At 73.7% G+C, this 12517-nt stretch carries 12 protein-coding genes and 2 pseudogenes; 8 read left to right on the forward strand and 6 right to left on the reverse strand.

Translation table 11 applies throughout. The features are described 5' to 3' along the window. Window positions 1–86 precede the first annotated feature (86 nt). Window positions 87–449 (forward strand): cupin domain-containing protein, encoded by a 363-nt coding sequence (locus BU52_RS04015; RefSeq protein WP_037928179.1) that lies wholly within the window; start codon window positions 87–89, stop codon window positions 447–449. Between the two features lie 194 nt (window positions 450–643). Beyond that, the gene (locus tag BU52_RS04020; protein WP_037928182.1) at window positions 644–1483 is read left to right on the forward strand and encodes a patatin-like phospholipase family protein; all 840 of its coding nucleotides are present in this window, start codon (window positions 644–646) and stop codon (window positions 1481–1483) included. Between the two features lie 151 nt (window positions 1484–1634). Here BU52_RS04020 and BU52_RS04025 read toward each other — a convergent pair. Continuing rightward, window positions 1635–1865 (reverse strand): annotated as a pseudogene (locus BU52_RS04025) (LUD domain-containing protein); the annotation flags it as partial. A 44-nt stretch (window positions 1866–1909) separates the two neighbouring features. Here BU52_RS04025 and BU52_RS04030 point away from each other — a divergent pair. The 3 genes and pseudogenes from BU52_RS04030 to BU52_RS04040 form a co-directional block, all read left to right on the forward strand. Beyond that, window positions 1910–2188, forward strand: a pseudogene (locus tag BU52_RS04030) (substrate-binding domain-containing protein); the annotation flags it as partial. Window positions 2189–2290: 102 nt separating this feature from the next. Further along, a complete protein-coding gene (locus tag BU52_RS04035; protein WP_037928187.1) occupies window positions 2291–3592 on the forward strand; it encodes an alpha/beta fold hydrolase in 1302 nt (433 codons plus the stop codon). A 44-nt stretch (window positions 3593–3636) separates the two neighbouring features. Continuing rightward, on the forward strand, window positions 3637–4380 hold the full coding sequence (locus BU52_RS04040; RefSeq protein ID WP_037928191.1) for a PIG-L deacetylase family protein: 744 nt from the start codon (window positions 3637–3639) through the stop codon (window positions 4378–4380). A gap of 80 nt (window positions 4381–4460) precedes the next feature. On the opposite strand, the gene BU52_RS04045 is transcribed toward BU52_RS04040, so the two are convergent. Beyond that, on the reverse strand, window positions 4461–5951 hold the full coding sequence (locus BU52_RS04045; protein ID WP_037928194.1) for a cytochrome P450: 1491 nt from the start codon (window positions 5949–5951) through the stop codon (window positions 4461–4463). A 109-nt stretch (window positions 5952–6060) separates the two neighbouring features. Between BU52_RS04045 and BU52_RS04050 the strand changes: the two genes are divergently transcribed. Beyond that, a complete protein-coding gene (locus BU52_RS04050; RefSeq protein ID WP_037928197.1) occupies window positions 6061–6669 on the forward strand; it encodes a TetR/AcrR family transcriptional regulator in 609 nt (202 codons plus the stop codon). Between the two features lie 87 nt (window positions 6670–6756). Next, window positions 6757–7482, forward strand: a complete 726-nt coding sequence (locus tag BU52_RS04055) for a DUF2470 domain-containing protein (protein WP_037928200.1) — start codon at window positions 6757–6759, stop codon at window positions 7480–7482. Between the two features lie 76 nt (window positions 7483–7558). Here the strand turns inward: BU52_RS04055 and BU52_RS04060 are convergent, their stop codons facing one another. Together BU52_RS04060 and BU52_RS04065 are read right to left on the reverse strand one after the other, a co-directional pair. After that, on the reverse strand, window positions 7559–8764 hold the full coding sequence (locus BU52_RS04060) for an FUSC family protein (RefSeq protein WP_037928202.1): 1206 nt from the start codon (window positions 8762–8764) through the stop codon (window positions 7559–7561). Between the two features lie 81 nt (window positions 8765–8845). Next, window positions 8846–9334 carry an FBP domain-containing protein gene (locus BU52_RS04065; RefSeq protein WP_037928205.1) on the reverse strand — a complete coding sequence of 163 codons (489 nt, stop codon included), beginning with the start codon at window positions 9332–9334 and terminating at the stop codon, window positions 8846–8848. A gap of 211 nt (window positions 9335–9545) precedes the next feature. Between BU52_RS04065 and BU52_RS04070 the strand changes: the two genes are divergently transcribed. Continuing rightward, on the forward strand, window positions 9546–10835 hold the full coding sequence (locus BU52_RS04070) for an ROK family transcriptional regulator (RefSeq protein ID WP_037928209.1): 1290 nt from the start codon (window positions 9546–9548) through the stop codon (window positions 10833–10835). A gap of 216 nt (window positions 10836–11051) precedes the next feature. On the opposite strand, the gene BU52_RS04075 is transcribed toward BU52_RS04070, so the two are convergent. After that, the gene (locus tag BU52_RS04075; RefSeq protein ID WP_037928212.1) at window positions 11052–11333 is read right to left on the reverse strand and encodes a hypothetical protein; all 282 of its coding nucleotides are present in this window, start codon (window positions 11331–11333) and stop codon (window positions 11052–11054) included. A 68-nt stretch (window positions 11334–11401) separates the two neighbouring features. After that, the gene (locus BU52_RS04080) at window positions 11402–12433 is read right to left on the reverse strand and encodes an SDR family oxidoreductase (protein WP_037928215.1); all 1032 of its coding nucleotides are present in this window, start codon (window positions 12431–12433) and stop codon (window positions 11402–11404) included. Window positions 12434–12517: the final 84 nt, after the last annotated feature.

The raw sequence follows: 12517 nt of genomic DNA on the forward strand, positions 1-12517 counted from the left end.
GGGGCCCGGCCCCCGCCGGTGCCGTTCGGGACAGACGGAGACCGGACCCGGTCGTACAGGGCGACGACCGGAAGGGATGAAGGGTCATGTTCGAGATCAAGACGCTGGACAAGCCCGACGAGCGGCGCGATTTCCCGCGGGGGCACCTCGAAGCCGTCCACTTGACGGGCCTGGACTTCGCGGTGGCCACCTTCGAGCCGGGGTGGCGCTGGTCGGAGTCCGTCGGTCCCCTCGCGGGTACCGAGAGCTGCCAGGTTCACCACCACGGCTACATGGTCCAGGGCCGCATGCGCATCCGCATGGACGACGGCGCCGAGAGCGAGGCCGGACCCGGCGACGTCTTCGTCTGCCCGCCGGGGCACGACGCGTGGGTCGTCGGCGACGACCAGGTCGTCCTGTACGACTTCGCGGGCGGAATGGCCCAGGAGTACGCCAAGGCGGACCAGTAGATCTCAAGGCCGTCCGGCGGATTCCCCCGGTCACCGCAGCCCGGACGCCGGGCACGAGGCCAAAACGGAGGACCGGCCGCGCGGTAGTGGGCCGGGAGACGCCGGGGTCAGCGGGGAGTGGTCCCCGTTTGTATGTTAGTGTCGTCGCCGGCAAACGGGGACAGGTCCCCGCTTGAGGCGAGGGGGGGGGCGGCATGCCGGAGACGGCACTGGTGCTGGGCGGGGGCGGCCTGACGGCTTACGCCTGGGAAACCGGCGTACTGGCGGGGCTGGCGGAGGCCGGGGTGGATCTCGCCGGGGCCGACGTGCTGGCCGGCACGTCGGCGGGTTCGCTCCTCGCGCTGGATCTGGCGGCGGGGGCCGCGCCGGCCGACCTGCACCGGGAGCAGGCCGACGGGAGGCGGGTCCCGCTGGACGTGGACTTCACCCTCGGCATGACGGTGAAGTACCTGTGGGCCGCGCTCGGTTCGCGCGACCCGGCGACGGTGGTCGAACGGCTGGGCGGACTGGCGCTGGCGGTCCGCGGTGTGCGGGAGGCCGACGTGTTCGACGCGATCCGGCCCCACCTGCCCGTCCGGGAGTGGCCGGAGCGGACGCTGCGGTTCTTCGCCACCGACGCGCGCACCGGGCGGACCGAGGGCTTCGGCGCCGGCAGCGGGGTCGACCTGCTGCGGGCCATGGCCGCCACCTGCGCCCTGCCGCCCCTGTTCCCGCCGATCACGATCGGGGAGGGTCGCTGGATGGACGGAGGCGTGCGTTCCACGACCAACGCGGACCTCGTGGACGACTGCCGGCGGGTCGTCGTCCTCGCGCCGGTCCCCAAGGGCCCCGGCGCGAGCCCTCGCGTCACCGGCCAGGTGGCCGCGCTGCGGGCGGGCGGTGCCCGTGCCACCGTACTGGTACCCGACCGGGAGGCGCGCCGGGCCTTCGGCCGCAACGCCCTGGACGCCTCCCGCGTGCCGGGCGCGGCCCGAGCGGGACTGCGGCAGGCGGCCGACCTCGCCGACCGGGTCCGGTCCGTCTGGTACGGCTGACCGGCGGGCCGGCTGCTGCGGTCACACCGGCAGCAGCCCCAGCGGCGCGTTCCACTGCCGTACCGTCCGGCACCGGTGCGCGTCCGTCGGCTCCCCGTGCCCGGGTGCTGCGGAGTCGCCCGGCCGCCGGCCCCTGCCGTCCCGAGGGGGCTCACCGGACCAGCACGACCTCCGGAGTGCGCGGCCCGTGGACGCCCTCCGCGCGGTCCAGCTCGATGTCGCTGGTCGCGGAGGGGCCGGAGATCCAGGTGAGCGGACGGGCCGGGTCGAGACGTGCCAGGGCCCGAGGGGCGGACGCCACCACCTGGTCCGGGACGCGGCCCACGCAGTTGTGGTGGTCGGGGATCAGGGTGATGCGACGCCGGCCCTGGCCGGGAGAGCCACCCGCGTCACCCGGCCGCCTGCACGACCCGTTCCCGCAGATGCGACCTGCTCACCCCCGGCGTGCTGCAGGCCATGTACGCGGCCGGGGTCGGCGTCCCCGACGACCTGGCGATCGTCGGCTACGACGACATCGAGTTCGCCGCGGCGGCGGCCGTCCCGCTCACCTCCGTGCGCCGGCCCGCCGTCACCCTGGGCGCCCCGGCCGCCGGGCTGCTGCTGGAGGAGACCGAGAGCGACGGCGCCGGGAAGCCCCATGAGCACCGCCGGGTCGTCCTCCGCCCGGAACTGGTGGTGCGGCGCTCCAGCCTCCCGGCCCGCTGACCGGGCGTTCAGGGAAGATTTCATGATCCCGGGCTCGTTGGCCGCAGGATCATGTGCTGAACTGGGTCACGCTCCGACAATCCGTCCGTTCCGGGAGTCCCGTTGACCGTCAGCTACCGCCAGCCCGGCGTCGTCCTCACCGACCGCCGTTTCACCGTGCCCCTCGACCACGACGACCCCTCCGGGGAGACGGTCGAGCTGTACGCGCGCGAGGTCGTGGCCCGTGACAAGGCGGACCAGGACCTGCCGTGGCTGCTGTACCTCCAGGGCGGCCCCGGCTTCGGGGCGAACCGTTTCATCGGGAAGCAGGCGTGGCTCGGCCGCGCCCTCGAGGAGTACCGCGTCCTGCTCCTCGACCAGCGCGGCACCGGCCACTCGACGCCCGCCAACCGGCAGACGCTCCCGCTGCGCGGCGGCCCCGCCGCACAGGCCGACTACCTCACGCACTTCCGTGCCGACTCCATCGTGCGGGACTGCGAGGTCGTCCGCCCCCGGGTGACCGGCGGGGCGCCCTGGACCGTGCTCGGCCAGAGCTTCGGCGGCTTCTGCACCGTCGCCTACCTGTCCATGGCCCCCGAAGGGCTGGACACCGCGCTCGTCACCGGCGGCCTGCCCTCCCTCGACGCGCACGCCGACGACGTCTACCGGGCCGCCTACCCGCGCGTCGCACGCAAGGTGGCCGCCCACTACGCCCGCTACCCGCAGGACGTCGAGCGCGCCCGCCACATCGCCGACCACCTCCTGACCCACGAGGTGGTCCTCCCGAACGGCTACCGGTTCACCGTCGAGGCGTTCCAGTCCCTCGGCATGATGCTCGGCAGCGGCGAGGGCAGCCACCGGCTGCACCACCTCCTGGAGGACGCCTTCGTGCCCACCCCGGGCGGCCCCGCGCTCTCCGACGCCTTCCAGGAGCAGGCGCAGGGACTGCTGTCGTTCGCCGGCCACCCGCTGTACGCGCTCGTCCACGAGGCGATCTACGGCCAGGACGCCCGGCCCACCGCCTGGTCCGCCGAACGCGTGCGGGCCGAGTTCCCCCGGTTCGACGCGGCCAAGGCGCTCGCCGGCGACGAGCCGCTGCTGTTCACCGGCGAAACCGTCCACCCCTGGATGTTCGACTGCGACCCCGCGCTGCGCCCGCTGCGCGAGACCGCCGAACTGCTCGCCGCGCGCACCGACTGGACACCGCTGTACGATCCGGCGCGGCTCGCCGTCAACGAGGTCCCGGTCGCGGCCGCCGTCTACCACGACGACATGTACGTCCACACTCCTCACTCCCTCGAGACCGCCCGGGCGATCCGCGGACTGCGCACCTGGGTCACCGACGAGTTCGAGCACGACGGAGTGCGGGCCGGCGGCCCGCGCGTCCTGGACCGGCTGCTCGCCCTGGTGCGCGACGAGGCCTGACGCGCGCCGGGTGCGCTGCCGCTGCCGCGGGTTAGTCTGCGGGCATGACCGAGCCGACGATCAGTCAACTCCCGCCCATGCCCGACGACTGGCAGCGCGCACTGGCCGTGGTCGCGCACCCGGACGACCTCGAGTACGGCTGCGCGGCGGCGATCGCGTCCTGGACCGACGCCGGCCGCGAGGTCTCCTACGTCCTGGCGACCCGCGGCGAGGCGGGGATCGACACCCTGGAGCCGGCGAAGTGCGGCCCGCTCAGGGAGCGGGAGCAGCGGGCGAGCGCGGCGGTGGTCGGGGTCTCGGACGTCGGCTTCCTCGACCACGCGGACGGCGTCATCGAGTACGGTCCCGCACTGCGCCGGGACATCGCCGCGGCCATCCGCCGGCACCGGCCCGAACTGGTGATCACCCTGAACCACCGGGACACCTGGGGCGGCACCTTCTGGAACACACCGGACCACGTCGCCGTCGGGCGCGCGACGCTGGACGCCGCGGGCGACGCCGGCAACCGCTGGATCTTCCCCGAGCTGACCGAGCAGGGCCTCGAACCCTGGAACGGCGTCCGCTGGGTGGCGGTCGCCGGCTCCGGCAACCCCACGCACGCGGTGGACGCCACCGACGGACTGGAGCGGGCGGTGCGCTCCCTGCTGGAGCACCGCACGTACATCGAGGCCCTGACCGACGAGGATCCTCAGACGTACGCCCGCGAACTGCTGACGGGGTTCGCCGAGGAGACGGGGAAGCGGTTCGGGAACCGTCCCGCGGTCGCCTTCGAGCTGTTTCCCCGGTGACCCCGGTGACCCCGGTGACCCCGGTGACCCCGGTGATCCCGGTGATCCCGGTGGACGACGGCGGCCCGCACCGACGCGCCTCAGGCGGATTCGGACCCCGTCTGAACAGGTGACCGCGACGCACGGCCCGCACTCCGCCGCTCCGGCCGCAGCCGCAACCCCTCCGGCATCAGCGTCAGCCGCTCGGTCACGCGCAACCGGTACCCCGGATCGGCCCGCAGCTCGTACCGCCGCAGCAGCAACCCCAGCACCAGCGTCGCCTCGTGCAGCGCGAACTGCCGCCCGATGCACGCCCGGGCCCCCGTCCCGAAGGGCTTGAAGGTGTGCGGCGGCCGGGACCGCACCGCCCCCGCGTCGAAGCGGTCCGGGTCGAACCGCTCGGCATCCGGGCCCCACGTCTCGGGGTCCCGGTGCAGCATCGGGGTCAGCACCAGCGTCCACGCGCCGCGCAGCATCGGATGCTCCCCGGCCAGCACCGTGTCCTCCCGGGCCTCCCGGGCGAAGGCCGGCGCCGTCGGCCACAGCCGCAGTGATTCGTCCAGCACCCGGCGCACGTAACGCAGCTTGGCGACCTGTTCGTAACCGGGCGCCGCCGTGTCCCCCCAGACACGGTCCACCTCCGCGCGGGCCCGGGCCGCGACCTCGGGCTCACGGGACAGGTAGTGCAGGGCGAACGACAGCGCGCCCGAGGTGGTCTCGTGACCGGCGACCAGGAAGGTGATGACCTGCCGGCGGACGTTCTCCGCCGACAGGCGCTCCCCGGTCCCGGGATGCGCCGTCTCCAGCATCCGGTCCAGCAGGTCCCCCTCCCCTCCGCCGTCCGCGCGCCGGATACGTACCACCTCGTCGACGATGTGGTTGAGCCGGTCGATGTCGGCCGCGTTGCGCCGGCCCGCGCGGCGCAGCAGCAGCGGGGTCAGCGGCGCGGGGACGCTGTTGAGCCGCTGGGCGTAGGTGAGGGTGCCGACCATCGATGTGACGAACGGGTGCGGCCGGGCCCGCTCGAAGGACTCGAAGTCGTGCCCGAACCCGGTCCGCGCGATCGTCTCCAGCGTCAGCCTGGTCATGTCCCCGGGCACGTCCACTGCCCGGCCCGCGGCCGCCGCGCGGTCCCAGTGCTCCGTCAGCCGCTCCGCCACGGCCAGCATCATCGGGTGGTAACCGGCCATGGCCTCACGGCTGAACCCGGGTGCCAGCACGTCGTGCGCCAACTGCCAGTTGGGCTCGTGGTTGTACGCGGTGAACAGCCCGTCGCCGGCGACCGGCCGCAGATTGGCGACGCCCAGCCCCACGTGCTTGGCGAACCGCGACTCGTCGGCCAGGTCGGCCACCAGGTCCGCGCCCCACGTGAACACGAACTCCTTGCCGAAGGCGTTCCGCCGGAAGATCGGCCCCAGCCGGCGGGCGTACCTCAGCGAGTCCTGCAGCGGCGTGCTCCTGTTCGCCCCGACCACGTCGCCGACCAGCGGCAGGCGGTACGGCGGGTGCGGTATGCGGTGCAGCGCGGGCCAGCCCTGCTCCGCGCTGCGGAAACCTCTCGGCAGTCCGGTCCGTGTCGTCGTCTCCGCCATGACGCGATCTCCTTCGACCCGGCGCGCGAGTGCGACGTGTTGTACGCGGGTTCAATAACGTGCCTCAGTCTGGTCCGGTTGTCGAAAGGGCGTCAAGTACAGTGCGGGAATGGCCGTGAACCAGGGCGGGCGCGCACACCGTCGGCTCAGCACCGAGGAGCGCAGGGAGCAGCTCCTTGCCGTCGGGGCGCGGCTGTTCTCCGAGAGTCCCTACGACGACGTGTGGATCGAGCAGGTCGCCGAGATCGCCGGGGTTTCGCGGGGACTGCTCTACCACTACTTCCCGGCCAAGAGGGACTTCTTCGCGGCGGTGGTGGAGCGTGAGAGCGAGCGGATGCTCCGGATGACGGCGGCGGTTCCCGGTGTCCCGGTGCGCGAACAGCTCACCGCGGGCCTCGACGCGTACCTGGAGTACGTCGAGGCCCACGCGCACGGCTACCGCGCCTTCCACCGCGCCGACGCGGCGGGGGACCAGGCGGTGCGCCGCGTCTACCAGCGGGCGCTGGCCGCGCAGGAGCGGCAGATCCTGGCCGCGCTCGCGGTGGATCCCGAGTTCGGCCCGGCCCTGGAGGCGCGGCCGGACACCCGGCTCGCGGTGCGCGGCTGGCTGGCGTTCACCACCGCGGTCTGTCTGGAGTGGCTGCGCGGTTCCGAGCTGGGCCGCGACCAGGTGCGCGACCTGTGCGCACGCGCCCTGCTCGGCGTGCTCGCGCGCTGAGGGGCTCCCTGGAGAACACGTGACCTGGTTGGCGCGCACCCCGATCTCCGGTAAGTTAGGCAAGGCTTACCTAAGGAAAGGTTCGGGATGGGTGTCGAATCGTACGGATGGACGGCCGCGCCCGGTGCGGCGGAGCGGGCCCGCTCGGTGCTCGCCGGGGCCTGGTCCTGCGCGGTGACCGCGGAGGGCGTCCGGGAGGAGTTCGTGGGCGCGCACTCCGTGACCGGCGACGGACGGGTCCTGCTGGACGTGCCCGAGGACAGCGCCCTGCTCGCCGCCGCGGTCTGCGCGCCCCGCGGGGAGCCGTCCGCCGTGCTGGAGTTCGCCGACGTCGCGCCCGTCCCCGTGCGTGACCGGATCCGGGCCCGGCTGTGGCTGGCCGGCTGGTTCTCCGCCCGGGACGGCCGGCTCGCCCTCCGGCCCACCCGGGTGGTGCTCCGGCAGCGGTCCGGCGCGGCGCTCGTCGACCTCGACGACTTCGCCGGCGCGGCACCCGACCCGCTGGCCACCGCCGAAGCCCGGCTGCTGACCCACCTGGCCGACTGCCACGCCGACGCCGTCGAACGGCTGACCCGCCTGGTCGGCCACGCCGGCCTGCACGGCGCGGTCCGCGTCCAGCCGCTCGCCGTCGACCGGCACGGGCTGACCCTGCGCATCGAACGCGTCCGTGGTTGCGGTGACGTACGGCTGCCGTTCCACGCGCCCGCCGACGACGTCGCCGAACTCACCGAACGCGTGCACGCGCTGCTTTCCCGGGCCGGCGCCGCCTCCTGCCCCCGCGCGTTGCGGCGGCGGACGGACGGCGGCAGGTGAGGCGGACCCGGGCGTCCGCCACCCGCCTTCACGTGGAGCGGCGGGAGTCACCACCGCGGTTCCGGCCGACCCGTTCCTACCGGGCCAGCCGCTCCCGCATCCGGGTGAGCCGGGGCAGCCGCTCGCGCTGCTCCTGGGAGTGACGGTCCAGTTCCTCGAACAGCCGGCGCGTGCGGTGCTCGGTGTCCATCTCGTCGAGCATGCGGTTGACCTCCGTCAGCACGGCCCCCAGCAACTGCCACTGGCTCGCGTCACGCCGGGCCTCCTCGAAGAGCAGCCGGGCCAGCTTGTCGCGGGTGGCCGACGCCTGCCGCAGCTCGGAGGCGAGCCGTTCCTCCGCCGATTCCGCGTCCGCGCTCACGCTCGTGGTCACCAGGACCGCGAAACTGACCACGGCGTCCGCGACCTCGGACAGCAACTGCTCGAAGACGGCTCCCGTCTCAGGTTCGAACAGCCGCTCGGGCTCGCGTTGCTTGGTCAGGTCGGTCAGGGTGCGGGCCAGCACCCGCAGGACCACGGTGCAGATCTCCAGCGTGTCCAGGCCCGTGCGCAGGACGATCCGGTGCAGCAGGCCCTCACGCACCCGCGGATTGAGCCGCAGGCTGTCCTCCGCCTGCCTGAGGTCGGCGTCCACCTCGGAGATGTCGTGGTCCAGACGACGGGCCTCGTGCAGCCGGGCGGCCGCGCGCGCCGCGGGAGGCCGCCCCGCGGCCTCCTCGCCGATCCGCAGCATGAGCTGCCGTACCCGCCGGGCCAGCTCCTCGATCGACTCGCCGGCCTCCTCCACCCATACGGGCGGGGCCAGCAGGAGGTTGAAGCCCATCCCGACGACCGCTCCGATCAGCGTCTCCACGATCCGGGCCCAGGCGGTGTCCCCGTGGGTGGTCACCCCCAGCACCAGCATCGCGCTGATCGCCACCTCGGGGACGAACTCGTCCACCCGTACCAGATGGCCGGTGATCAGCGACGCCAGGAGGAGCAAACCCAGGCTCCACCAGGTCAGACCCACCAGCAGACTGAAGAGGATCGCCACCACGACCCCGGACACCACGGCGTTCACCCGGCGCATCCCCGTGGTCAGCGTCGAGTACAGGGTGACCTGGACGACGAGGAGCGCGGTCAGCGGCGCGGTGAGCGGGGCGGCCTCCGGGCTCAGCCGCAGCGCGATGACGTAGGCCACCGTCGCGGCGGCCGCCGAACGCACCGTCTGCACGGTCACCGGGTCCCGGCGCCGCTTGACGAAGCGAACGGCCGGCGCGGTCATCTCACGTACCCCTTGCATCCTCGGACGGTTCCCCCTTCCCGGACGCATCGAACGTGCTCAGGAGTGACGGCAGACACCCGGGCGAACGAGCGGGCCGGCCTACAGCTTGTCGAGGAAGGCGAACAGATTGCCCCGCGTGCGGTCGATCTGTTGCTCCAGGGTGAGGCTCTCCTCGAAGCGGGCCCCCGTCTCCGGGAGCCTGATGCCGCGCAGATAGAGCGAACAGGCGAGGTCGGTGCACATGTAGGCGCCGACCGAGTTGCCCTCACGGCCGGCCGTACCCGCCTTGCGCGCGGTCATCAGCGAGACCCCGCCGCGCGGATGGGTCGTCAGGCACAGGGAGCACATGCTGCGGTGCAGGAACCCGCGCCGAGCGGGCTGGAACCGCATGGCCACCCCGACGAGACGGTCCTGGCGCTCGGTGACGAGATAGCTGCGATCGGGTGCGCCCGGATCCCGCCAGCCCAGGAAGTCGAGGTCCTCCCACGGGCGTTCGTCCAGGTCCCGGGGCACGGCCAGTCGCTTGGCCTCACCCTTGGAGCAGTTGATGAACGACGTGCGGATGTCCTGCTCGGTGAGCGCTCTCATGGGATCGTCTCCTGCGTGTTCTGCGCGAGTTCCGTGCATGCGGTACCAAAACCTAGGGGGTCTAGGTTTCTGCGTCAGGGTAAGGACCGGGCGATCCGGGGGCCAGTGAATTTCCCCGGCGCACCGCCCGGCCGGGTCCCGCGGGAAAGCCGCCCCGAGCCGCTTCCCGGCGGTATGTTGCAGGTCGGGCAGGGGTCTCGGAAGGAGCCACATGGCGGGGCGGAACGGGCGCACGGTACGCGATCTGAGGCGGGCCAACCGCTCGGCGGTGCTGCAACGGCTGTACTTCGACGGCCCGCTGAGCCGCTTCGAGCTCGGCCCCGCGACCGGCCTCAGCTCCGGATCCGTGAGCAACGTCGTCGCCGACCTGGTCGCCGAGGGTCTCGTGGAGGAGGCCGGCAGCGTCGACTCCGACGGTGGCCGTCCGCGCACCCTGCTGCGGGTCGCCCCGGCCAGCGGCCACATGATCGGCGTCGACGTGGGGGAGACCCGCGTCCGCGTCGAACTGTTCGACCTGACCCTCACCGAGCTCGCCCGCGCGGAGCGCCCGCTGGAGCAGCAGCGCTACGACGTCGAGGTCATCGTCGACCACATCCGCTCGGGCGTCGTCGAGGTGCTCGCCGCGACGGGTCTCGCCCCCGAACGGCTCCTCGGCGTCGGCATCGGCGTCCCCGGCATCGTCGAGCACACCCCCGACCGCGGCGCCGTCGTGCACGGGCAGACCATCGGCTGGGACGCGGTACCGCTGGAGTCCCTGCTCCGCACCGGCTCGCCGCTGCCCGGCACCGTGCCGTACGTCATCGACAACGGAGCCAAGACCCTCGGCCAGGCCGAGATGTGGTTCGGCGCCGGACGCGGCGCCCGCAACGCCCTGGTGGTCCTCTTCGGCTCCGGTGTCGGCGCCTGCCTGGTCACCCCCGAGGCGGAACACGGCCGGGCGGTGGAATGGGGTCACCTGACCGTACGGGTCCGGGGGCGCCGCTGCCGCTGCGGTGCGCTCGGCTGCCTGGAGGCGTACGCGGGCGCGGAGTCGCTGCTGGCCCGGTGGCACGAGGAGGGCGGCCGGGTGCCGGAGGGCACGGACGAGGAGACGGCGCTGACGGCGATGCTCGCCGCCGCCCACCCGGCCGACGGCTCCGCGCCCGATCCCGTCGCGCTCGCCGTGCTGGAGGAGACCGCCGAGTATCTGGGCGCGGGCCTGTCCGACCTGATCAACCTCTTCCAGCCGGAGCGCATCCTGATGGGCGGCTGGGCAGGCCTCCAGCTCGGCTCCCGCTTCCTCCCCGCCGTACGCCGGCACGCCCTGTCGTACGCGCTGCGCCACCCGGCCGGGAAGGTGACGATCGAACTGGGCCGTCTCGGCCCCGACGCGGTCACGGTCGGCGCCGCGATCCTGCCGCTCGCCGACTTCTTCGCCCGCGGCGGCCGCCGCCCCGACCCGGCCCCCGAAACCCCGCCGCCCGCCTGGCGCACCGCGCTCCGCGACCGCACCCCGCGCTGATTCCGGCCGGCCCGGGGCGTCCGGCACACACTGCCCCGGAGAAGGTGCCCCCGGCTGCGTGATCGCACGCACCAGGCACCGCCCTTCTCCCGCGCTCATGTGCCGGACGCCACCCCGGGGTCTGTCCGGCGGATCGAGTCGGAGGAAACCGGCGGTGCTCCGAGGCCCAGGCGTGCCGGCGCTCGCGTCTCCGGCATGATCCGCCGGACAGGCCCGCTAGGCGGAGGGCTCGTCCGGGACGGGTTGTTCCGGATTCCCGGACGCCGAGTGCGGGGCGCCCTGCCGGCCCGTGCCGGCCTCGTCCGTGTCCGGGACGTCGGACCCGGACCCGCCGGACTCCGGCCGCTCCGGTTCGTCGGCCTTCTTCTCGCTCTCCCGTTCCGCTGCGGCGGGCGCCACCTCCCAGGGGTCCTCACCGGGGCCGGCCTGCTGGTCGGGCAGGTCTCGGGGGACACCGGCGCCGTTCTCACCGGGGCCTTCGAGACGGTGGTCGGTCACAAGCCCTCTCCTTTCATCCGTGCGCGGGCCCTCGCGGGTACCTCCGCGCGGGCCCGCGAAACGCGGCATCACCCCACCTTGCGGCCCCGCATCGGCTCGGTTTCCTCTCCGGCGCCCTGCTGCATCCCCAGCAGGAACTCCTCCAGCACCTGCGTCGCGGTACGCACCGGCCGCCAGCCGAGCTCCACCCGCGCACGCGTGCAGTCCATCAGCGGCAGCCGCAGCACGGCGTCGAACAGATGCGGTGAGGCCGGCAGCAGCCGCAGTCCCCAGGCGGCGGCGACCGCCGAGCGGGCCGCGGTGCGCGGCAGCCGTATCCGGCGGGTCCCCAGCATCTCCCCGAGCAGGTCCGCGTCGACCGGCGGCTCGGCGGCGAGGTTGAAGGCGCCCCGCGCCTCGGCGGAGAGCACGGCCAGCCGGTAGGCGTGGGCCGCGTCGTCGGTGTGCAGGGCCTGCACCCGCAGTCCCGGGATGTCGGGGAGGAAGGGCAGCAGCTCGGGCCGCGCCAGCGGTCCCGGCAGGAAGCGCCCGCCGAAGATGCGGCGCTGCTCGCTCGCCGACTCCCGCTTCAAGAGGAACGCGGGCCGCATCCGCACCACCCGGGTCTCCGGGTGATCCCGCTCGAACGTGTCCAGGGCCCGCTCCAGGTAGGCCTTCTCCCGGCAGTACGCGGCGTCCGGCCAGCCGTGCGTCGGCCACGACTCGTCCACCGCGCGGTCCTTCGGTCCCGGCGAGTACGCCCCGACCGACGAGGCGTGCACCAGCGCCGGCACCCCCGCCTCGGCCGCCGCGTCGAACACCCGCATGCTGCCGAGCACGTTCGTGCGCCACGTGGTCGCCGGATCGTGCGTGGGCTGGAACGCCCAGGCCAGATGGACCACCGCGTCGGCGCCGGCGAACTCCTCGGCGAGATCGAACCGGTCCGAGGCCACGTCCACCGCGGCCCACTGGGTCTTCGGCGGCGACCACTCGGGGACCCGCCGGGCCAGGCCCCGTACGGACCCGACCTCCGGCTCCTTCGAGAGGACCCGCACCAGGCTGGTCCCCACGTTGCCGGTGGCGCCCGTGACGACGACCCTCATGCCCGTTGCACTGCTCACCTTCGGCTCCTCTCGGCCCGTACGCTCCGCGGAGCGGCCGAGTACCCCTCAGGGGAAGGGAAAGCCCCGACCGCGACGGGGGAA

Source organism: Streptomyces toyocaensis, assembly GCF_000725125.1.
In the GTDB taxonomy this organism is placed as follows: domain Bacteria; phylum Actinomycetota; class Actinomycetes; order Streptomycetales; family Streptomycetaceae; genus Streptomyces; species Streptomyces toyocaensis.